The sequence below is a fragment of the Nocardiopsis sp. NPDC049922 genome (assembly GCF_040660275.1).
GTDB lineage: Bacteria > Actinomycetota > Actinomycetes > Streptosporangiales > Streptosporangiaceae > Nocardiopsis.
This window is the reverse complement of record NZ_JBFAME010000015.1, coordinates 70,949-91,756: the sequence shown is the minus strand read 5'-3', so window position 1 is coordinate 91,756 and position 20,808 is coordinate 70,949. Positions and strand designations below refer to the sequence as shown.

The 20,808-nt window shown below is 67.8% G+C and carries 26 protein-coding genes and 1 tRNA gene; 20 read left to right on the top strand and 7 right to left on the bottom strand.

From position 1 onward, the window contains the following. Positions 1-199 precede the first annotated feature (199 nt). Entirely contained in the window at positions 200-439 is a 240-nt protein-coding gene (locus tag AB0I72_RS23440; protein ID WP_358572208.1) for a hypothetical protein, read from the bottom strand. Positions 440-704: 265 nt separating this feature from the next. Here AB0I72_RS23440 and AB0I72_RS23435 point away from each other — a divergent pair, with 265 nt between their 5' ends. Continuing rightward, complete coding sequence (locus AB0I72_RS23435) at positions 705-2,384, top strand: replication initiator (protein WP_358572206.1); 1,680 nt, start codon at positions 705-707, stop codon at positions 2,382-2,384. 26 nt (positions 2,385-2,410) lie between these two features. Next, on the top strand, positions 2,411-2,575 hold the full coding sequence (locus AB0I72_RS23430; RefSeq protein ID WP_358572204.1) for a helix-turn-helix domain-containing protein: 165 nt from the start codon (positions 2,411-2,413) through the stop codon (positions 2,573-2,575). Between the two features lie 775 nt (positions 2,576-3,350). On the opposite strand, the gene AB0I72_RS23425 is transcribed toward AB0I72_RS23430, so the two are convergent. After that, positions 3,351-3,482, bottom strand: a complete 132-nt coding sequence (locus tag AB0I72_RS23425; RefSeq protein WP_358572202.1) for a hypothetical protein — start codon at positions 3,480-3,482, stop codon at positions 3,351-3,353. 270 nt (positions 3,483-3,752) lie between these two features. Then, positions 3,753-4,973 (bottom strand): XRE family transcriptional regulator, encoded by a 1,221-nt coding sequence (locus tag AB0I72_RS23420; protein WP_358572200.1) that lies wholly within the window; start codon positions 4,971-4,973, stop codon positions 3,753-3,755. A gap of 184 nt (positions 4,974-5,157) precedes the next feature. Here AB0I72_RS23420 and AB0I72_RS23415 point away from each other — a divergent pair, with 184 nt between their 5' ends. After that, positions 5,158-5,322 (top strand): hypothetical protein, encoded by a 165-nt coding sequence (locus AB0I72_RS23415; RefSeq protein WP_358572198.1) that lies wholly within the window; start codon positions 5,158-5,160, stop codon positions 5,320-5,322. A gap of 1 nt (position 5,323) precedes the next feature. Here AB0I72_RS23415 and AB0I72_RS23410 read toward each other — a convergent pair whose 3' ends face one another. Beyond that, positions 5,324-5,701, bottom strand: a complete 378-nt coding sequence (locus tag AB0I72_RS23410) for a winged helix-turn-helix domain-containing protein (RefSeq protein ID WP_358572196.1) — start codon at positions 5,699-5,701, stop codon at positions 5,324-5,326. 171 nt (positions 5,702-5,872) lie between these two features. Here AB0I72_RS23410 and AB0I72_RS23405 point away from each other — a divergent pair, with 171 nt between their 5' ends. The 17 genes from AB0I72_RS23405 (at position 5,873) to AB0I72_RS23325 (ending at position 17,088) form a co-directional block, all read left to right on the top strand. Beyond that, the gene (locus AB0I72_RS23405; RefSeq protein ID WP_358572194.1) at positions 5,873-6,175 is read left to right on the top strand and encodes a WhiB family transcriptional regulator; all 303 of its coding nucleotides are present in this window, start codon (positions 5,873-5,875) and stop codon (positions 6,173-6,175) included. Between the two features lies 1 nt (position 6,176). Continuing rightward, entirely contained in the window at positions 6,177-6,752 is a 576-nt protein-coding gene (locus tag AB0I72_RS23400; protein ID WP_358572192.1) for an NUDIX domain-containing protein, read from the top strand. A gap of 72 nt (positions 6,753-6,824) precedes the next feature. Next, positions 6,825-7,040, top strand: coding sequence for a hypothetical protein (locus AB0I72_RS23395; RefSeq protein ID WP_358572190.1), 216 nt, complete (start codon positions 6,825-6,827; stop codon positions 7,038-7,040). An 80-nt stretch (positions 7,041-7,120) separates the two neighbouring features. After that, positions 7,121-7,501, top strand: coding sequence for a hypothetical protein (locus AB0I72_RS23390; protein WP_358572188.1), 381 nt, complete (start codon positions 7,121-7,123; stop codon positions 7,499-7,501). An 84-nt stretch (positions 7,502-7,585) separates the two neighbouring features. Further along, a complete protein-coding gene (locus AB0I72_RS23385) occupies positions 7,586-7,753 on the top strand; it encodes a hypothetical protein (RefSeq protein ID WP_358572186.1) in 168 nt (55 codons plus the stop codon). A 138-nt stretch (positions 7,754-7,891) separates the two neighbouring features. Then, a complete protein-coding gene (locus AB0I72_RS23380; RefSeq protein WP_358572184.1) occupies positions 7,892-8,320 on the top strand; it encodes a hypothetical protein in 429 nt (142 codons plus the stop codon). 3 nt (positions 8,321-8,323) lie between these two features. After that, on the top strand, positions 8,324-8,464 hold the full coding sequence (locus tag AB0I72_RS23375) for a hypothetical protein (RefSeq protein WP_358572182.1): 141 nt from the start codon (positions 8,324-8,326) through the stop codon (positions 8,462-8,464). Further along, positions 8,461-8,658 (top strand): hypothetical protein, encoded by a 198-nt coding sequence (locus AB0I72_RS23370; RefSeq protein WP_358572180.1) that lies wholly within the window; start codon positions 8,461-8,463, stop codon positions 8,656-8,658. The genes AB0I72_RS23375 and AB0I72_RS23370 overlap by 4 nt, the downstream gene beginning before the upstream one ends. Next, positions 8,655-9,863, top strand: coding sequence for a hypothetical protein (locus AB0I72_RS23365; protein ID WP_358572179.1), 1,209 nt, complete (start codon positions 8,655-8,657; stop codon positions 9,861-9,863). Before AB0I72_RS23370 ends, AB0I72_RS23365 begins: the two co-directional genes overlap by 4 nt. Then, complete coding sequence (locus AB0I72_RS23360; protein WP_358572177.1) at positions 9,860-12,118, top strand: cell division protein FtsK; 2,259 nt, start codon at positions 9,860-9,862, stop codon at positions 12,116-12,118. Before AB0I72_RS23365 ends, AB0I72_RS23360 begins: the two co-directional genes overlap by 4 nt. Before the next feature lie 148 nt (positions 12,119-12,266). Then, the gene (locus AB0I72_RS23355; RefSeq protein WP_358572175.1) at positions 12,267-12,677 is read left to right on the top strand and encodes an SsgA family sporulation/cell division regulator; all 411 of its coding nucleotides are present in this window, start codon (positions 12,267-12,269) and stop codon (positions 12,675-12,677) included. A gap of 30 nt (positions 12,678-12,707) precedes the next feature. Then, positions 12,708-13,001: a hypothetical protein gene (locus AB0I72_RS23350; protein WP_358572173.1), complete on the top strand. Its 294-nt coding sequence runs from the start codon at positions 12,708-12,710 to the stop codon at positions 12,999-13,001. A 111-nt stretch (positions 13,002-13,112) separates the two neighbouring features. After that, entirely contained in the window at positions 13,113-13,520 is a 408-nt protein-coding gene (locus tag AB0I72_RS23345) for an RRQRL motif-containing zinc-binding protein (RefSeq protein WP_358572171.1), read from the top strand. Then, positions 13,517-14,422, top strand: a complete 906-nt coding sequence (locus AB0I72_RS23340) for a bifunctional DNA primase/polymerase (protein ID WP_358572169.1) — start codon at positions 13,517-13,519, stop codon at positions 14,420-14,422. Before AB0I72_RS23345 ends, AB0I72_RS23340 begins: the two co-directional genes overlap by 4 nt. Before the next feature lie 74 nt (positions 14,423-14,496). After that, positions 14,497-15,441 carry an AAA family ATPase gene (locus tag AB0I72_RS23335; RefSeq protein ID WP_358572167.1) on the top strand — a complete coding sequence of 315 codons (945 nt, stop codon included), beginning with the start codon at positions 14,497-14,499 and terminating at the stop codon, positions 15,439-15,441. A gap of 208 nt (positions 15,442-15,649) precedes the next feature. Next, positions 15,650-15,868, top strand: a complete 219-nt coding sequence (locus AB0I72_RS23330) for a helix-turn-helix domain-containing protein (protein ID WP_358572165.1) — start codon at positions 15,650-15,652, stop codon at positions 15,866-15,868. Further along, on the top strand, positions 15,868-17,088 hold the full coding sequence (locus tag AB0I72_RS23325; RefSeq protein ID WP_358572163.1) for a site-specific integrase: 1,221 nt from the start codon (positions 15,868-15,870) through the stop codon (positions 17,086-17,088). The genes AB0I72_RS23330 and AB0I72_RS23325 overlap by 1 nt, the downstream gene beginning before the upstream one ends. Before the next feature lie 92 nt (positions 17,089-17,180). Here AB0I72_RS23325 and AB0I72_RS23320 read toward each other — a convergent pair. The 3 genes from AB0I72_RS23320 to gyrA all read right to left on the bottom strand — a co-directional run bounded on the left by AB0I72_RS23320 (position 17,181) and on the right by gyrA (position 20,808). Beyond that, positions 17,181-17,257, bottom strand: a tRNA-Ile gene (locus tag AB0I72_RS23320). A 191-nt stretch (positions 17,258-17,448) separates the two neighbouring features. Continuing rightward, entirely contained in the window at positions 17,449-18,117 is a 669-nt protein-coding gene (locus AB0I72_RS23315; RefSeq protein ID WP_358572161.1) for a DUF3566 domain-containing protein, read from the bottom strand. A 108-nt stretch (positions 18,118-18,225) separates the two neighbouring features. Then, positions 18,226-20,808 (bottom strand): DNA gyrase subunit A, encoded by a 2,583-nt coding sequence (gene gyrA / locus AB0I72_RS23310; RefSeq protein ID WP_358572159.1) that lies wholly within the window; start codon positions 20,806-20,808, stop codon positions 18,226-18,228.

Sequence of the window (20,808 nt, the reverse complement as noted above, 5' to 3'; positions counted from 1 at the left end):
CGTGCAATCTACGCGCTCGCCGCGTGAGCACGAACGTAATGATCAGGACCAGACAGCAAACGCCGATCCAGACCAACAACGCGGTCTCGTCACCGTAGATGATCAGCAGTATCGAGGTCATGAATGGCAGGACCGTGATGACTACACGGAACACGTCGGGTCTGGCCATGACGAAACATCAGATCGATTGCGGGTGGGACTACGGGGCGGATTCTTCTGCTGGGGGCGGGGTGGCCTGACGTTCCCGGAAGGCGCGTCTCTTGGTGACGTACGTGTAGATGCCCACGACCAGGCAGATCAGCCAGGTGATGAGTATGTCCCACAGCATGAAGACGAAGGAACCGTCGATCTCCGGTCCCGTTACCAGCCACGTGGCGGCACCCACCACGAGGACACCGCTCAGGATCACGAACCATGGACGGGGAGGTTTGGGTTCCATGCGGTGGGGGCCTCTCATGCTCCGGGGTCATCAGGGTGCGCTGAATGCTCGTCGGTCCCGCGCCTCTGTTTCCGGTGCGCCTGGACGTATCCCCTGACGCTCGCGACCGCGCAAGCCACTGCTGCTACCCCGGTGAAGGCACCCGCGAAGAAGTGCCCTGACATCGTGTTCGCTGCTGTCAGAACGGACATGACGACCGTGTTCACCAGGTTGATGAGGCCGACTCTGTCCTCCATGACACCTCTGGCTTTCAGGGGGTGGGTTGATGCCGACTCCTACCGGTAAGTCGACCCGGGCCGAACGGCTCGCGCAACCCCTGGCCCGTGAGGTCGCCGAACAAGTGGCCGCCGATCACGGGGTGTTCATCCGCCCGGTGTCCCTTCGACGCACCGACATCACCACCGGTGCCACCGAGATCGTCGACGTCCCGTGCGGGTCCACCCTCGAATCCCGCTGCCCCGCCTGCGCCAAGCGGAAGCGGTCCCTGCGCCGCGCCCAGTGCGAAGAGGGCTGGCACCTCACCTCTGAACCCGTGGTGGAACCCGACCCGCCCTCCCAGACGCAACGGGCCTGGGTGGAACAGCGGGCCGTGGCCACCGCCGAACGGGAACGACTCGCCTCCACGGGGACCGCGTCGGCTGACGGGCTGGCCGAACTCGATGCCACCATTGCGGACCTGGATGAGGAGATCACCGCCTCGGGGCTGCGGGGCTCGGTCACCCGCTCGGCTGGCTCGTCGTCGGGGTCGCGTCGGGTCCGCTCCACCAAGCGTCGTCAGGACGTCCCGGACCTTCCCAAGCGGCCCATGACCAGGAAGACGGTCGGGCGGGCCTACACCGATCCCAACACCGGCAAGGTGTTTCGGCCTTCGCTGTTCATCACCCTGACCCTGGACTCCTACGGGCGTGTCCGCTCGGACGGGACCCCGGTCGATCCGGAGACCTACGACTACCGTCGGGCTGCCCGGGACACGCTGCACTTCTCCAAGCTGGCCGATCGGTTCGTGCAGAACCTCCGGCGTGTGGCCGGGTTCGATGTCCAGTACTTCGCGGCCGTGGAACCCCAACGCCGCCTGGCTCCGCATCTGCACATGGCCACCCGGGGCACGATCCCCCGGGCCGAACTGCGGCAGGTGGCCGCCGCGACGTACCATCAGGTGTGGTGGCCCCACGCCGACCAGTTCGTGTACGAGGGTGACCGTCTGCCGGTGTGGGACGAGGACGCCGCCACCTACCTCGACCCCACCACGGGTGAGGTCCTGCCTACCTGGAATGAGGCGTTGGACGCCTTGGACGAGGACCCTGAGGCGGAGCCTCATCACGTGGTGCGGTTCGGCCGACAGGTCGACGCCAAGGGGGTCGTGGCCGGTTCGGCGGACGCGGACCGGTGCGTCCGCTACCTCGCGAAGTACCTGACGAAGGACATCGCCGAGTGCCACGAGGTGGAAACCCTCTCCCAGGAGCAGCACGTGGACCGGCTGTTGGACGCTTTGCGGTTCGAGCCGTGCTCACCCCGGTGTGCGAACTGGCTCCGCTACGGAACCCAACCCAAGGACGCCAAGGCGGGGCTTCGCCCCGGGTTCTGCCGGTCCAAGGCGCACCGCCGTGAGCACCTGGGCTACGCGGGACGGCGCGTCCTGGTCTCGCGCAAGTGGTCGGGCAAGACCCTCGCCGATCACAAGGCGGACCGGCTCACCGGGGTCCTGGGCGCCCTCGGCATCGACCCCGCCAACGAGGACCAGGGCGACGAGAACGATGTCCGTCCACCCGCGTTGACCTCGGTTGACTCCGGCCGGTTCGCGTGGGAACTGGCCCGTCCCACCGATCCGGACGTGGCTCCTCGGGAACGGCGGCTACTCCGGGCGGTGGGCGAGTCCCTCAAACGCCGCGCCCAACTCGACACGGCACGACAGTCCAACCTTTCGGCAACTGGAGCAGCATCATGAACGTGATCCCCCTTCAGCGTCGCCTGATGACCGTCCCGGAAGTCATGGACGCCCTGGCCCTCAAGCGCGGGAAGGTCTACGACCTGATCCGGACCGGCCGCCTGGAGTCGGTGAAGATCGGTCGGGATCGGCGCATCCCCGTCGAGGCCGTTGAGTCGTTCCTCTCCGCCCTGCGTGAGGAGGCCGTGTGATGGCTGAGAAGCGGGAGAACTCGGCGGGCAGGCGCAGCCGTGCGAACGGTGAGGGAAGTGTCTACCAGCGCAAAGACGGGCGCTGGGTCGCCTCGGCCTACGTGCTCGCCTCGAACGGCTCCATGAAGCGTGTCCAGCGCTACGGCAAGACGCGCAAGGAGGCGTACGACAAGCGGAACCCTCTTTGGGGACGGCGACTGAGGCCGTTGCTGTCACCACTGCTGTCAAAGGCCCCCGTCGGTTTCCCGACGGGGGCCTTCGTGCAGCTTACGAGTGTGGGCGTACCAGGACTTGAACCTGGGGCCTCATCCTTATCAGTAATAAGCTGCGATGATCCGACCACAGGATGTCTCCCTTGACCTGCATCGGAGCGTTACCAACCGTCCATGGACGTCTACGGTCGTCCGTCAGTGATGCAGTACTCGAAAGCAGTACTGCAAGCGCTCAGACCGCCTCTGAACAGTCGTTTTCGGCCACGATGGATCACCCTCGGGTAGTCGTGTTCGCGCGTCTGTGGGCATCTGGTGAGGTCGATTTTTCGGGGCCTTGAGTGTCTGTGACGGGTGACGTCGAAGCCACGAGGGGCTGAAACACCCACCGTGTTTCAGCCCCTCGCCCGGGCACTCATGGTTCTGCGGTGTCCGGCCTGTTTCTGCTGATCAGAGACTCAACCGGACAGTCGGACACTGCCGATTCTGGGGTGTCCGGTTAGTTTCCGCAGGTCAAGGGCTCAACCGGACAGTCGGACACTAGGACGCCCCTTCGAAGCGCCGGATCACATCCAAAGGCTCAGCCCGTAGAGGAAGAGCGCCCCGAAGACCATCGCGACGATGATCCGCCACATCACTCCGGCCGCCCCCATATGGAGCTGAGGGACGACGTCACCGGAGGACTGGTGGTGCTCCATCACGGGGCGGGGAGCACTGCTTGGTTGAGCCCACCAAGGGGCATCTGACGCTGGGCTCAGGTCGCTGTCGCGCAAGCCTCGTAGGATGCGGTTCCCCGGGATGATCTGAATGGTGTAGTCACCCAGGAGTCCAGCTTCCTGGACTACGCCGAACGAGCCGGGTGGTACATCTCCGAGCATTCCAAGGTTCTTCGTCGTGATAACGCCGTCGCCGCGCCTGAACATATGCGGATCCCTCCGCTAAGGAGTGGGGGTTGGATCATTCAGATGTTAGGGACGGAGCCCAGAGAGGCGTTCCAGAAACTCCGTTGATTCTTTCTCTGACGCGTACCGATTTCGCAGAACCTCCGTCAGATCCCGACTCACCATGAGGAGAGATGGGATCGATTTCCTGCCTGACTCCAAAGCCTGGTCTCCGTAGGCAATAGCCTGATCCAGGTCTCCCTCCCTCGCAGCCGCAACACCGAGCGTAATTCGGGCTTCAGCGATTCGCATCGGCATCCTCTCGGTACCGTCGAAATCAGTACCTGTCTCGATGACCACTCGCGCGAGATTCGACGCCAAGGCGTCCTCCCCGAGACGTCGGTAACAGTCCATGGCATAGAAATCGAATTTCGTGGGATCCACTACGAAGTGGTTCTCAAGGTTTTCCGGGTGGGGAAGCCGTTCGAGGGCCTTGCGCCCCTCTTCCAACGCCAACTCAGTCTGTCGTCGGTCGCCCAAGCGAGCCCAGGCCTTGGCGGCTTGGCCAGCGAGTTGGACATCGACCCCGTACCCCGCCGAGAGCTCTCGCCCCTCTTGGGCCGCCGCGACAACTCCGCGGAGATCACCCCGCGTGAGCGACATCCACGAACGGATCTCCTGAGCCCAACCGCTGATTTCCGGGTGGCCAGCCTCGTGTCCGAGCGCCAGCGCAGCCCTCCTGGTGGCTTCAGCAGACCGAATGTCGCCCATGTCGTGCTCCAGGCACGAGACGAGCAACGCCAACCATCCGGCGGTCACGAGCACTTCGCGGTGCTGGGACAACGTGAGTCGCTGGGACTGAAGGCCGGCGACTCGTCGCAGCCACTGACGCCCCTCCACCAGGAGTTGGTCACTGGGCATGTAGGGATACTCGGACGCCAAGCGATCCGTGGTGATGTGCAGAGCCTCAAGCATGGAGGAATCGATGTCAGAGGTCTGCAACCGCGACAAGATGTCGTAGGTCTCCATGCCGGTGACAGCGAGCTCCGCGCTCGCATCACGGCGTCCTTCGACAGGAAAGATGCTCGTGGTGACCGTCCCGAAGACAGCTGCGATCAGGGACTGGTACTGAGCAGAGGGCTTCGCGGCTCCGGTCTCCCATCGCTTCCAGGAGCGCAGCAGCGAGTCATCACTGGGGAGCGCACTCTTTGAGTGGAGCCGCATCGCCGTGACCGCTCGGGCCTGCGACCAGCCTCGCGCTTCCCTTTCAGACGAGATCCGACGTGCCCACGTAGGACGGTCATCCATCTGCACACCTCCTAGATAGGTGTTCCCAGGTTTCCGTGTTCCGGGGTCGAGTACCAGTGGTGACAGGGTGACAAGCGCTTGTCACCCCTCTTGTCACCCGATGACACCTGTGATGTCACTTACGTCGATCTCCTATCTCGTGGAGGCTCTAAGAGCCCGAAGCCCCCACGGGAAGGAAGATTCGATGATCCCCACGCAGCCAAAGAAGATCTGGCCCTATGTCGTGACGATCGTGTTTCTCATCTTTGTCGTTCAGAGCCCCGAGGTCGCTGCCTCGATCGTTTCCGGTGCTGTCAGATTGCTGTTCACCGGGGCCGAAGCGGTGGGGACTTTCGTCGAAGCGTTGTAGTTCAGGAGGCTTCCATGATCCTCCGTACTTTCTCCTGAACGTTGTCTAGGTCTACCTGGATTCGCGCGAGTTGCTCATATACCTCTTCAAGATCGCTGGGCGTCCCGCCTTCGGGTTTCGACTGCCAGTCCCGCACGAAAACTCCCCGGCCCTGCTGCGAGATGACCAACCCTTCGTCTCGCAGCACGCGGATGGCCTCTTGGACGGTCATGCGAGCTACTCCGTAGCTCTTCGCGAGCTCGGGTCCGGAAGGCAAGCGAGTACGTGGCTCAAGGTCCCCCGATCGGATCGAGGTGCGGATGGCCTCCGCGACCTGCTGGGACAGGGGTCGGGGGTCGTCCGGATTCAGGGGGCGGAGGTTGCCTGGTTCAGCGCTCATGACCCCAGCTTACGGATGCCTGTCTAGGTAGCCCAGAAGAAAAATCCTCCCAACCCCTTGACTCATCCATGAAACCTGGACAACCATGTTGCCTAGGCAAGACGTTCGGAGCCTGCTTCATAGCCGCCAGCAGGCTCCGGAAACCCACCCATCCAGAGGAAGGAGGGACAGATGGGCCCCGACCCGAAGCCCCAGACCACGAAGCGTCTCCGCGCCGAACTGGTCGAGCACACGCTTCCGTGCACTGCACAGCCCGACCTGTTCTTCGAGCCCGACACCGCCACCCCCTATAGCGAGACCCGCGCCGCCAAGAAACTCCGCGAGCGCTCCGCCGCCGCCCTGTGCGAGGACTGCCCCGCCCGGGCGCTGTGCCTGGAACTGGCATTCCAGGTGAAGCCCACCGCCGGTGTGTGGGCTGGCTACACCGCCCGGGAGATCGACCGTCTCCGCGACGACGTCAGCGAGGTGGCCTGACATGACCACCACGACGAAGACCACGCGGTGTTGCGGGACCTCGGTGGGTGCCCGGGTGCGTCGTCGGACCACGACCGGGTGGGAGTACCTGCTGATCGGCCGTGCCTGGTGGCCCATCGGACAGGCCCCGGTCGCCGGGCACGTCTACGACGCGCACACCGACGTCATCGACGCCCTGGTCGCCGAGATGCGCGAGGAGAGCGGTCTGAAGGTCGTCTCCCACACGCTCTTGTACGAGGCCCACCTGACCAACCTGTGCCAGTCCCCGCCCGCAGAGCCCACCCCGGGCCACCACTGGTGGCTCTACGACGTGCAAGCCACCGGCGAGCTGACCCCGGACCCCGAGGAGACCACCGGCGCGCGCTGGGTGGACGCGACCGAGCTCCAGGGTTTGGCCGACGTCACCGTTTCCCACGCGCTGGCCGCCGGACACGCCCGCGACCTGCCCGCTCAGTCCTTGGAAGCCGTCTGGGTGGCCCACTTCGCCGCGACCGGCGACATCACCGCCACCCCCGCCGCCCTCACAGCGGTGGAACGCCTCTACAGCACCCCGCCGGATGAGTACTGGCGGGGCTGAGGCCCCGTGACCGCGAAGCCGCCTGACCCCACCCCGACAACCACCAGCACGCACACCAAGAAGGAGACCCACGTGGGCCTGTTCAGCCGCAAGGAGCCCGACTACACCGACCCCGCCGAAGCCGCACGGGTCCGCAAGGAGCTGGCCAAGCTCGACGCCTCCCAGCGCAGGCACGAGCAGAGCGTAGGCGGCATCTGGCCGCGCGACAAGGCCGCCTACGACCGCCAGCGCGCGCAGCTGACCGACCAGCTCGACTGGGCAACCTGCTCCGGCAAGTACAAGCGCTGACCCCTCAGGGTCGGCCCCGGCGCAGAGCCGCCTAGCAGATCCGCCGGGGCCGCCACCCCCAAAGGAAGGAAGCAGTTCCCATGATCGCAACACCCCAGACCGTTCAGGCCGTCCGTTGGCTGTCCACGCCCGAACTGCTGGTGATCGCGTCGGTGATCGTCGGGCAGATGGACGACAAGTGGGCCGAGTGCCCCCACGTGGGCGTCGACGCCAGTCGTATCCGGAGCTCGCACACGCCGCTGATCAAGCTGTACATCGACGTTGAGGGCACCACCCCCGTGGAGCGGGCCGCGTGGCTGGCAGACGTCGCCCGCGTGGTGGGCGAGCCCGCCCCCGCCCCTTCACCCGGATCCGGGATCGCGTCCCTCTACCACCGGGACTGGCAGGGCACGGGCGTCACCGTCGACGCCCAGGCCGTCGTCGCCACCCCGACCCGCAGCTACTCCCGCGCCAACCGCTGACCTCCGTGTGGTGCCGGTGCCGCCCCTCGGGGCGGTGTCGGGACCCCACGGTCCACCACGGCAACACCCAGACGGAGGACTCCCATGAACAAGAACACCGCAGCCCAGAACCTGAAGGCCGCCAAGGAACAGCTGGCCAAGGTCGCCGAGGCCGACAAGAAGGCCGGACGCCACTACGAGACGGACGCCTACCTGAAGGCCAACGCGCGGGTGGTTGAGGCCGAGAAGCACGTGTCTTGGTGGCGCCGCTGACCGCGGGTGCCTGTGCCGCCCAGCCCCCGGCTGGGTGGTGCGGGGACCCCACGGTCCGCCCCTGAACAGTACGAAGACGGGCCCGCCACGACTGGACATCTGCGCGGGCCCGCCACCCCAAAGAGAGGCACGACCAGTATGACGAACCAGACCAACCGCCTGCACGCGGGCCTGCGTAGGTGGGCGTGCGGGTACGCCGCCGACCGTGCCGCGGTCGAGCTGCTCATCACCCACCACGCGTGGCTCACCCGCCTCGACTTCTGCCCGTTCATGCAGGACTTGACCGACACCTCGGGCGAGCCCATCACGGTCATCTACTGGGACGAGGTCCGCGACGCGCTCAACCGCGGCCGCCTCACCGGCTCGTCCTCGGAGACGGCAATCCTGCGCATCGCCCTGTCGTTGACCATCGGCGACCTGGTCGACCTCGGACAGGCCATGTCCGGGTTGGACGCCACCAACACCGCCGCTGTCGCCCAGGCCCTGATCACGGCCGCGCAGCACACCGACCGCGTCACCCTCTCCCTCGCCCCCCGCCAGCTCCCCGACTGGCTGAGGGAGGGCTGAGACGTGCCGAGTCTGCTGTTCATCCTCGCCTGGGTCCTGTTCTTCACCGTCCTGTCGGTCCTGGTCGTCGCCGCACTGCTCGCGGAACTGAACGCCACCCCCCGCTCCTGGGACCAGACCAAGCGTTGGGAGGACGACCGGTGACCACCATGGCGCTCATCCACCAGCTCGGATTCGGCACCGTCCTGATCATCCTCACCCTCAACGTCCTGGTCGCACTGCTGCGGTTCGCGGTCCTGCCGTTCGCCGCCGCCGTCCTGGTCCTGGACACCGCCGCGAACCTGGCCGCCCGCCCCCTGCCCATCCCCACCACGACGGGCCGGGGGAACACCCGATGACGAACAAGCCCCTGACCCCTGAGGAACTACGGGAACGCCTCACCCGCCGAGAGAACATCGCCCAGGTGCGCGAAGAAGTCGCCGCCCAGCGAGCCGAACGCCGCGCCGCCGCCCGCTCCCGCCGGATCCAGCGCCGAGCACGCCTGACCGGCCAGCAGGCCCGCACCCGCTACGACGTCTACCAGTCCGGAGAGGCCCGCGCTCAGCGCGTGGCCAACACCCGCACGCTGGCGCTCGCGCTGCTGGTCCCCGTCCTGGTGGCGTTCGGGGCCTGGTCCGCGGCCGGTGTCCAGGCCGGGATGGTCGCCATGCTCGCACTGGAGCCCCACAGCCCGGCCGCCACGGCGGCCTGGCTGGTCGAGCCCGCCCTGTTGGGCATCGTGGCCGGGATCATCCTGATCCGCGCTCAGCTGCAAAGCGCTGGGGGCGACCTGGATGAGCGGGCCGTGCGGATCGAGGTCGGCGCGTTGGTGACCTCGATCGTGCTGAACATGGCCGGGCACTGGCCCCAGGAGTGGACGGGCGGGGCGTTCGCGGCCATGGCCGGTCACGCCCTGGGCCCGCTCGGGGCCGCGGGGACCGCCTACCTGATCAGTCTCGTGCAGGACGGTGTCACCAAGGCCAACCCCTGGACTCTCGACGACGGCTCCCCAGCCCCTTCCCTGGTCGACTCCCCAGAGCCGGAGCACGAGCAGACCAAAGGTGTTTCGCAAACGTCCGCAAGCGTCCCGGTGGGCCGCTTCAACAGTCCCGAGAGGTCCTTGGAGATCCCGGCCGGAGCGACCCGCCTGTCGGTCGTGCAGTGCTGCCGACCCGCTGTCGGCACACCCGTTGAGAAGCCGCGACGTTCGACCGCTGACCAGGGCGAACGCCCCGCTCAGAAGTCAGCCCCCACCAGCTCTCGCAAGGTCCGTGCGGACAAGGGCACCAAGGTCCCGGACGCCGCCAAGAAGACCCCCGAGGCCGAGTCGCGCCTCTCGCCGCGCCGACTCTCGGACGTCGACCTCGCGGTGACTCTCCAGGAGCGGATCGACTCCCACGAGCTGCCCGAGAGCCCGACCATCGCCGCCGTTCAAGAGTCGCTCAGCGTCGGCTTCGAGCGCGCCAAGAGGGTCCTGGCGCTCCAGCAGGAACGCACCGAGACCGTCACCGACCCCGCCCACCTGACCGCCGTCCCCGCTGACCGTGAGGAGAACGCCGCATGAACCGCCCCACCCCGCACCACGCGCCCTGGGAACTGCCCCACGGGCAGGACACCGACGGGCGGGTGCTGCCCTTCCCCGACCGCACCACCACCCCCGAACCCAACGGTGAGGCCCCCGCCCCCGACACCGATGTGGAGGTGATCGAGGACGCCGACGTGGAAGTCCTCGACACCGACGACACCAGCCCGGTCCTGAGGGTGGACGCCCAGGTCGAGACGTGGGCCCAGGAATCCCACTGGCTCTCAGACCTCGCCGAACGGTCCCGCACCGCCCGCCCCGTCCTGCCCCCGTGGATGCGCTCGACCACCGAGGCCGGTCAGGTCGCCCGGTGGGTGGCCGCCTACTACGCCCACGTGGGCGCCTACCACGCCACCCGCTCGCCCCTGTACCTCCTGCGGTTGATGGGCCGCTCCCCCCGCGGACTCGCCCGCGTCGTGGGCGGCTACACCCGGTGGGTCGCCGACACCGAGGCCCGGGCGCTGATCCGCGAGGCCGCCGGGCGTGAGCTGAGGATGGACCTCGGTGAGGGGCTGGTCAGCAAGGTCAACGGCGACTCCCAGCGCTACCTGATGCTGACCATGCGCCACGACCACCGCGTCAAGGCCCGCGTCATCCTCACCGTCGTGGCCGTGCTGCCCGTGCTGGTCACTGTCGGCGCGGTGGGTGTGGCCACCATCGGAGCGTGGTGGACGCTGTTCGGCGCGTCCCTGGTGCTCGGACTGTTGGGCAGGCGTCCCGACCGGCCGCTCATCGACCGGGCGGTCCTGCCGTCCCAGGTCGAGAAGCTGACCAGCGACGCAGTCCTCAAGGCCCTGGGGGCGCTGGGCATCAGCGAGATCACCAAGGCCCTGGCCCCCAAGGGGGGCGAGGAGATCGGCTTCACCGCCCCCATCACCCGCGACGGCCCCGGCTGGCGGGCAGAGGTCAACCTTCCTCGCGGGGTCGTGGTCACCGACGTGCTGGACAAGCGGGACAAGCTTGCCTCTGGCCTGCGCCGACCCCTCGGGTGCGTGTGGCCCGAGCCTGTTAACGAGGAACACCCCGGCAAGCTCGTGCTCTGGGTCGGTGACCAGGCCATGAACCAGGCCAAGCCGACCCCGTGGCCCCTGACCGACAAGGGCACCGCGGACCTGTTCAAGCCTCTGCCCTTCGGGGCTGACCAGCGGGCCCGTCCCATCGACCTGACGCTGATGTTCGAGTCCGTCCTGATTGGTGCCAAGCCCCGCATGGGCAAGACCTTCGCGCTGCGTGTCCTGCTGCTGGGAGCCGCCCTGGACCCCAACGCCGAACTGAACATCTTCGAACTCAAGGGCACCGGGGACTGCCAGTCCACCGAGAAGGTCGCCCACACCTACGCCTCCGGGGCCGACCAGGACACCATGTCCGCCTGCATGAACACCCTCCGGCGGATCGCGAACCAAGAACTGGTCAAGCGCTCGGAGACCATCTCCCGCATCGCCAAGGCCGACCCCGCGCGCTGCCCGGAGAACAAGGTCACCCCGGAACTGTCCGCCGACCGCAAGCTCGGGTTGCATCCGCTCGTGCTCGCCATCGACGAGTGCCAGGAGCTGTTCACCAACGACGAGTACGGCAAGGAAGCCGCCAAGCTGGCCGAAGCCATCATCAAGCGCGGCCCCGCCATGGGCATCATCTTGCTGCTGGCCACCCAGCGCCCTGACGCCAAGTCGCTCCCGACCGGGGTGTCCGCGAACGTCGGCATCCGGTTCTGCCTGCGAGTCATGGGCCAGCTGGAGAACGACATGGTGCTGGGCACCAGCTCGTACAAGAACGGCGTGCGCGCGACCACGTTCACCGCCAAGGACAAGGGAATCGGCTACCTAGTCGGCGTCCACGACGACCCGGTCATCGTCCGCGGCGCCTACATCGACGGCCCCACCGCCGAGCAGATCAGCGAGCGCGCCCGCGCCATCCGCATCGCCGCCGGCACCCTGACCGGCCACGCCGCCGGGGAGACGCCGGTCACCGAGGACACCACCACGATCCTCGACCACCTGCTGGCCGTGTGGCCCGGCGACGTGGACGCGGTGTGGTCCGTGAGGCTCATCGACGCGCTGGCCGAATATCGCCCCGACCTGTACGGAGCGTGGTTGGACATCGAGGACGAGAAGACCCGAGCAACCCAACTCGCCACCGCCCTCAAGCCCTACAAGGTCGCCACCCGCCAGCTGTACCGGGAGGGCTCGAACAAGCGCGGAATCGACCGCGATGCCGTGGCCGACGCGGTCAACCGCTAGCACCCCGCCCTGCTAGGCATAGCACCCCTGCTAGCGCCACAGGCCCTGTTTGACCAGGTAACTAGCGACTAGCACCCGACATTGGACACCCCCACGAAGCCCGCCCGCAGCCCCCTTGAGAGGGGACGGCCCCCGCAAGGAGCATCCGATGCGTCAGCACGTCACCCACACCGTCATCGCTCTGTTCGCCGGGTCCTCCGGCCACGTCCCGCACACCTTGGATTTGTCCTACGACCCCGCCGATCCGTTCACCGTCCGTATTCGGATCGAGGGTGTGGTGTGGGACATCGACCGGGAGACCGTCGCTCGCGGCTTGACCGGACCGGCCGGTGACGGCGCGATCCGCGTCGCCCCCTACGCCCATGTCTGCCGCCGCCCCGGCCTGTCCGGCGGGATCGCGGTCGACTTCCTGAAGCCCGGCGAGTTCGGCCGTTTGGTCCTGAACCGGACCGACCTGTGCGAGTTCTTGTCGGCCACCTACGAGGCGGTGCGGGCCGGGACCGAGTCCGCCCACCTCGACATCGACGCGACCATCGCCCGCCTGAGGGACGCCGCCTGACCAGCCTCCCACCAACCACAAGGAGCTTTGATGATGAACAGCGACCGCATCTGCCCGGACTGCTTCTTGCCTCTGTCGAAGACCGGGCGCGACGGCTTGGGTCGGTGCGATCACGCGAGGATCACCCAGGTCTTCCGCGTCTCCGACCTCAACGGTGACCCGACCCCCGATATCTGCGGTGACGGCGATGACCCTTGGCCGTGCGACCTCGCTCCCGGCCACGACGGCGACCACCACAGTCGGGCCTACGACGCCTGGTGCGAAGAGGGTATCGACACCATCCGGCCGGAGCCCGACCACTTCGACCCCCACGGCCACGAGTAACCACACACGAACGCGGTCCCGGTGCATAGCCGCCAAGCAACCACCGGGACCGCCCACTCCACAACAAGGAGCTTTCTTCATGATGCAGCACACGCCTTGTGAGGTCACCCCATGACCTCTCCCCGCTTCCTTGACCCCGATGGCTCCCGCTACGGCCTGCCCACCTACCCATGGGGTATGGCGTGGGTGGCCGATGACGGTCTGGCCACCCGCAAGCAGCTGTCCGCTATGGGCCTGCGCCCCGGCACCTCTGAGCCCGTCGCTCAGCTGATGTGGTTCTCCCGCCGCGCCCGGGGCGGTGTTCGCACCGCCGCCCTGTACCGGATCGACCAGGCCCTCCCGAAGGAGGAGTTCACCGAGGCTCGCGCCCGTGGACTGGCCGCCGCGATGCGCGCCCGCCGCACCTGCCCGACCTGCCGACTGGTGTTCGTCTACGTGATCCCCACCTCGCTGGGGCAGTGCCCGGCCTGCCACGAGGGCGGCACCCCCCAGGCGTGGGAGCTGGAGGCAGCGGCATGACCCCCACGAACATCCTGGCTTGTGTCAAAGCCGCCGCCCGCCGGGGGTGGCCCGTCTTCCCGATCTCCCCAGGGCGGAAGGGACCCCCGAGGGTGCGGGACTGGGAACGGGCCGCCTCAACCGACCCCGATCAGATCCACGCCTGGTGGAAGCAGTGGCCCGCCGCGAACTACGGCATCGCGTGCGGTCCGGCCCACCTGGTGGTGGTCGACCTCGACGTCCCCAAACCCGGACAGCTCCCACCCCCGGAATGGGACCTTCCCGGGGTGCTCGACGGGGCCGACGTGTTCGCCGTACTGGCCGAACGCGCACGCTGGCGGTACCGCCCAGACGACACCTTCACGGTCCGCACCCGCCGGGGCGGACTCCACCTGTACTTCACCCACCCAACAGGGGATCGACTCACCAACACCGCTGGCGAGCGTGGCGGTCTGGGCTGGAAGATCGACACCCGCGCCCACGGCGGCTACGTCGTCGGACCCGGATCGTTCGTGGACGAATCTGACGGCGCGGGGGCCTACACGCCCCTGAACCGCGCCCTCGCCGCCCCGCTGCCTGCTTGGCTGGTCGACCTGTTGCGACCGGCTCCGCTGCCGCCGCAAAGGCCCGTGGCGGTGCCGCTGGTCGCCCACGACCGCCGGTCCGCCTACCTGCGCTCCGCTGTCACAGATGAGATCCGGCGGGTCACCCAGTCCCCGCCCCACGGCCACAACAACGCCCTCTACCAAGCCTCCGTCGCCCTGGGGCAACTGGTGGCCGGGGGAGAGCTCACCGAACACGAGGTGACCGGCTGGCTCTCCGAGGCCGCCGCCCGAGTCGGGCAGAAGCCCCGCGAGATCCCGAAGACGATCGCGTCCGGTCTGCGAGCCGGGGCCAAGCGTCCCCGGAAGGTCGCCGCATGAACAACCCGTTGAGCCCTCAGCACCTCCAATCGGTGTCCAAGACGCCGCCGAGTCCGTTGGAAGAGGCCGCTCAGGTGCGTAGGCGCACCGCGTGGACCGCCGCCGAGTTGATGGCGGCAGAGTTCCCCGAACCCCGGTGGGCGGTGCCCGGCCTCCTCTCCGAGGGGGTCAACCTGCTGGCCGGACCGCCCAAGGTCGGTAAGTCCTGGCTCTCCCTCGGACTGGGGTTGTCGGTCGCCGCCGGGGGCACCGCGCTGGAGTCCGTCCCCGTCCAGGCCGGGCCGGTCCTCTACCTCGCGCTGGAGGACACCCCCCGGCGGTTGCAGAGCCGTATGGGCAAGATCCTCGCCGGGCGCCCCGCCCCCGCCGCTTTGACGTTGGCCACCCAGTGCCCGCCCCTGCCCCAGGGCGGCACCCAGGCCGTCGCGGACTGGTTGGACCGCAACCCCGACGCCCGCATGGTCGTGATCGACGTGTTCGCCAAGGTCCGGGGCACCTCACCGCCCGGGGCGTCCGCCTACGACGCCGACTACGCCGCCGTGGGGCACGCCAAGAAGCTGGCCGACTCCTACGGGGTGGCCGTGGTGCTGGTGCACCACGTCCGCAAGGCCGGATCGGACGACTTCCTCACCGAGGTCTCGGGCACCAACGGACTGGCCGGAGCCGCGGACGCCACCCTCGTTCTCAAACGGGCACGCGGGCAGGCCGACGGGGTCTTGCACGTCACCGGCCGCGACGTCGACGAGTCCGAACACGCCCTGAAGTTCCACTCCGAACGCGGCGCGTGGGAGCTGCTTGACGGCCCCGTGGCCGACCACACCGTCAGCGAAACCCGCGCCACGGTCCTGAGGTATGTGCGCGACAACCCCGGGGTCCGGCCCAAGGACATCGCGACCGCATTGCCCGAGATCGACGCTGACACGGTCCGCCGGTACTGCTCGCGCATGGCGGAGTCCGGACAGCTCACCAAGGACGCCAGCGGACGGTACTTCCCCGTCTCACCACCGGACAGCGCCTAGCTCGTGTCCGACTGTCCGGTTGGGTCTCTGACCAGCAGAAACGACCCGGACACCCCCAGAAGCCCAGTGTCCGACTGTCCGGTTGAGTCGCTGACCAGCGAAAACAATCCGGACACCCAGTGTCCGGCCACCGAAATGAAGCGGTCCCGGCGCATAGCCGCCAAGCAACGCCGCCGGGACCGCGCCCCTAGGAAGGAGCACCACCATCATGACCGAACACCCCATCCCCGCACAGCGCCCCCCACAGGTGCTGTACACCGTGGAGGACGCCACCCAGGTCCTCCGACTGAGCCGCGCCGAGCTCTACGAGCAGATGCGCGCCGGACGTCTGCGCTTCGTCAAGGTCGGCCGCGCCCGCCGGATCCCGGCCGGTGCGATCACGGAGTTCGTCGCCCTCCTGGAGAAGGAAGCCGAGGTGGCCGCCTAATGGCGCGACGTGGCAAGGGCGAAGGCACGATCTACAAGTACCGGAACGGCTACGCCGCACAGACCTGGGTGACCACACCCGAGGGCAAGCCCAAGCGGAAGACCGTGTACGGCAAGACCCGAGAGGCCGTCTACAAGAAGCTGGTCGACACCCAGACCGCCGCACGTAAGGGGCCGGTGGCCACGTCGGTGCCGACGGTGGAGACCTACCTGAAGTACTGGATGGAGAACGTGGTGAAGGAGCCCGACTTCTCCCCGCTCACCGTCGGCACCTACGGCCAGTTCGTCCGCTACTACCTGGTCCCCCACTTGGGGAAGAAGAAGCTGGACAAGCTGACCGGCAAGGATCTCCGCGCGTGGGTGAACAAGCTCCGCCAGACCTGCCAGTGCTGCGCGCAGGGCAAAGACGCCGTGCGTCGGCCGGAGCGCCGTCGATGCTGCGCGGCGGGGAACTGCTGCGAGAGCTTCACCACCGAGAGCAACATCTACGAGGCGCGAAAGGTGCTGCGTAGCGCGCTGAGCAACGCGGTCCGGGAGGAGATCGTGTCCCGCAACGTCGCCACCCTGTTGAAGCTGTCCAAACCCAAGCCGAAGAAGGACAAGCCTTGGACCCTGGACGACGTCCACCGGTTCCTGGCGTCCGCGCGGGCCGACGACGATCCGCTGTACGCCGCCTACGTCCTGCTGTTGGTGCTGGGACTGCGCAAGGGTGAGCTGCTGGGTCTGTGGTGGCCGGAAGTCGACATGGGCGCTCAGGAAGTGTCCGTGGAGTACCAGATCCAGCGGATCAAGGGCAAGCTCCGCCGTCGACGGCAGATGAAGACCGAGGACTCCGAGGCCACCATGCCTCTGCCGGACATCTGCGTGGACGCGCTCCGGTTGCGGGCGGAACAGCAGGCCAAGCAGCGGGCCGACGCCACCGAGTGGGAGAAGTCGGGGTACGTGTTCACCACCAGCACGGGCAAGCCGGTGGATCCTCGCAGCTTCACCAAGCAGTTCGACGCGAGGTGCGCCAAGGCCGGGGTTCGCCGGATCGAGGTGCACACCACCCGCAAGACGTGCGGCACCCTGCTGGCCGCCCTGGACGTCCACCCTCGGGTGGCTATGCGGATTCTCCGGCACAGTCAGATCAAGCTGACCATGGACCTGTACACGCAGGTGCACGACGACACGACCGTGGCCGCGCTGAAGAAGCTCGGAGGGAGCATCACCGGGGGATGAGACGGCCCCTGACGTCGGGTCGCTGAGAGCTTGATGCAGTACTTTTCAGCAGTACGCGAAAGACCCGCCGGGTTTCCGGCGGGTCTTTTCGCTGGTGGGCGTACCAGGACTTGAACCTGGGGCCTCATCCTTATCAGGGATGCGCTCTAACCGACTGAGCTATACGCCCGCGTTCCTCGTGGAACTCTACCGCATCCCGGTGCGCGGGGCGAACCGGTTCGATGACGCGGAAGCAGGAGGGGCACGGGCGACCGCGTCCCTCTTCACCTCCCATTTTACCGGGTTTCCCGAGTACTCGGGCCACGCCGGGAGCGGGCGCGGAGCGGCCCCGGGCACCCCGCCCGGAGCCGCACGCGACGCCTACTCGGCCTCGGTCAGCGTGACGTCCACGCCGCCCACCAGGTCGGCGACCAGGTTGTACACCATCGCGCCCACCGTGGACAGGGCGGTGATCAGCACGATGTTCAGCGCGCCCACCACACCCGTGTATCCGAGCACGCGACCCGGGGAGAACCACGCGGCCGGGTCCAGGCCGAGCTCGTCGTCGCCGCTCTCGCCCTCCAGGAGCGCCTCCATCATGCTGGTCACCTCATCGAAGACACCCAGCATGGACAGGGTCGCGTAGATCACCGCGACCGCGACGAACAGGATGATGAAGCACACCAGCGACACGACGAAGCTGAACTTCATCACCGACCACGGCTCCACGCGGGAGACCGTCAGGTGCGCCTTACGGCTCGACATGGTCGCCTTCACGGCGCCCGGCCCCTCGGGGACCGAGGCCTCGGAATCGGTCACTGCCGTCTCTCCCGCCTCTGCGTGGTCCTCCACGGACTCCATCGCGGGGACCTCGGCAGCGGCCGTCTCGGCCTCCTTCGGCTCGTCGGCGGAGTCCTTCTCCTCGGCGGGAGGGGTCTCCTCGACGGCCTCCGTCTCGACCGTGTCCTTCTCCGCAGCCTCGTCTCCGGCGGTCACCGCCGTGTCCGCTTCGGATTCGTTCGTGGGGGTGTTCCGCTGGTTGTCAGACATAGAAACGTTACCGCTGGACTTTCGTTGAGACGGGTGAATGCCGCGAAGAGTTGTCCCGTGGGGCTCGCGAACGGAACCCCACGGGACCAATAGGACCTAACGCGCAGTCTAGGCCTCGGGGTTTCCTTCCCCGGTCACCGCGCCCTCGGCCGTGTCGCCGGTCTCACCCTCGGCGGCGTCCTCCGCGGCCTCGGCGTTGCGCGCCACGGCCACGATCTTGTTGCCCTTGTCGAGGTTCATCAGGCGCACGCCCATGGTGGTGCGGCCGGACTGCTTGATCTCGGCGGCCCCGGTGCGGATCACCCCGCCGGCGGAGGTGATCGCGAAGATCTCGTCCACATCCGGGTCGACCATCATCGCCCCGACCAGCTTGCCGCGCGCCTCGACGACCTTGGCCGTCAGAACGCCCTTGCCGCCCCGGTTCTGCAACGGGTACTGGTCGGCCGGGGTGCGCTTGGCGTAGCCGTTCTCGGTGGCCACCAGGACGTCGGAGGGCCCGTCCTCGGGCCGGATGACGTCCATGCTCAGCAGGTAGTCGCCCGCCATGAACCGCATGCCGATCACGCCGCTGGTCGCGCGTCCCATCGGGCGCAGCGACTGGTCGGAGGCCGGGAAGCGGATCGCCTGGGCGTCGCTGGAGATCAGCAGCAGGTCGTCGTCGGGGAAGACCAGCCGCGCCGCGATCAGTTCGTCGCCCTCACGCAGGTTGATCGCGATGATCCCCGCCGACCGCGCGGAGTCGAAGTCCTCCAGGCGCGACTTCTTCACCAGGCCGTCACGGGTGGCGAGCACCAGGTACGGAGCGGCTTCGTAGTCGCGCAGCGCCATGATCTGCGCGATCTCCTCGCCCGGCTGGAACGGCAGCAGGTTCGCCACGTGCTGTCCGCGCGCGTCCCGGGCCGCCTCCGGCAGCTCGTAGGCCTTCGTCCGGTACACCCGGCCCTGGTTCGTGAAGCACAGGATCCAGTGGTGGGTGGTGGTGACGAAGAAGTGCTGGACGATGTCGTCCTGCTTCAACTGGGCGCCGCGCACGCCCTTGCCGCCGCGCTTCTGCGCCCGGTAGTTGTCGATCCGCGTGCGCTTGGCGTACCCGCCCCGGGAGATCGTGACGACCACGTCCTCCTCGGCGATGAAGTCCTCCATGCGCATGTCACCCTCGAACGGGATGATGTGCGTGCGCCGCTCGTCGCCGTACTTGTCGACGATCTCGGCCAGCTCCTCGCGGATGATCGACCGCTGGCGCGCGTCCGAGCCGAGGATGTCGTTGTAGTCCGCGATCTGCGCCATCAGCTCGTCGTACTCCGCGGTGAGCTGGTTGCGCTCCAGCGCGGCCAGCTTGCGCAGCTGCATGTCGAGGATGGCGCGGGCCTGGATGTCGTCGATCTCCAGCAGGGCCATCAGGCCGGTGCGCGCCTCGTCGGCGGAGGCGCTGGCGCGGATGAGGCTGATGACCTCGTCGATGCGGTCCATCGCCCGCAGCAGCGCGCGCAGGATGTGCGCCCGCTCCTCGGCCTTGCGCAACAGGTAGCGCGTCCGGCGGACGATGACCTCGACCTGGTGCTTGACCCAGTGCCGGATCATCTGGTCCAGGCGCAGGGTGCGCGGCACCCCGTCGACCAGCGCGAGCATGTTCGCGCCGAAGGTCTCCTGGAGCTGGGTGTGCTTGTAGAGGTTGTTGAGCACGACCTTGGCGACGGCGTCGCGCTTGAGCACGATGACCAGGCGCTGACCGGTGCGGCCGCTGCTCTCGTCCCGCACGTCGGCGATGCCGGTGACCTTGCCGTCCTTGACCAGGTCGGCGATCTTCAGCGCCAGGTTGTCCGGGTTGACCTGGTACGGCAGCTCCGTGACCACCAGCGTCTGGCGCCCGCGGCTGTCCTCCTCGACCTCCACGACCGCGCGCATGGTGATGGAGCCGCGACCGGTCCGGTAGGCCTCCTCGATCCCGCGCTTGCCGACGATGAGCCCGCGCGTGGGGAAGTCCGGGCCCTTGATCCGCTCGATGAGCGCGTCCAGCAGCGCCTCGTCGCCGACCTCGGGGTTCTCCAGGAACCAGTTGACGCCGTCGGCGACCTCGCGCAGGTTGTGCGGCGGGATGTTGGTCGCCATGCCGACCGCGATGCCCGACGAGCCGTTGACCAGCAGGTTCGGGAAGCGGGCGGGCAGGACGACCGGCTCGGCGGAGCGGCCGTCGTAGTTGGGCCGGAAGTCGACGGTCTCCTTGTCGATGTCCCGGAGCATCTCCATGGCCAGCGGCGCGAGCTTGCACTCGGTGTACCGCATGGCCGCGGCCGGGTCGTTGCCGGGCGAGCCGAAGTTGCCGTTCGGGTCGACCAGCGGCATCCGCATCGACCACCACTGGGCCAGGCGTACCAGGGTGTCGTAGATCGCGCTGTCGCCGTGCGGGTGGTAGTTGCCCATGACGTCGCCGACGACGCGGGCGCACTTGAAGAACCCGCGGTCGGGGCGGTACCCGCCGTCGTACATCGCGTACAGCACGCGCTGGTGGACCGGTTTGAGGCCGTCGCGCACGTCGGGGAGGGCGCGCCCGACGATGACCGACATGGCGTAGTCGAGGTAGCTGCGCTGCATCTCGACCTGGATGTCGACCGGTTCGATCCGGTCCCTGACCGGGCCTGCGCCAGCGGAGTCCGCACCCTCAGGAGAGTCCGGGTTGTTCGCATCCGTCAC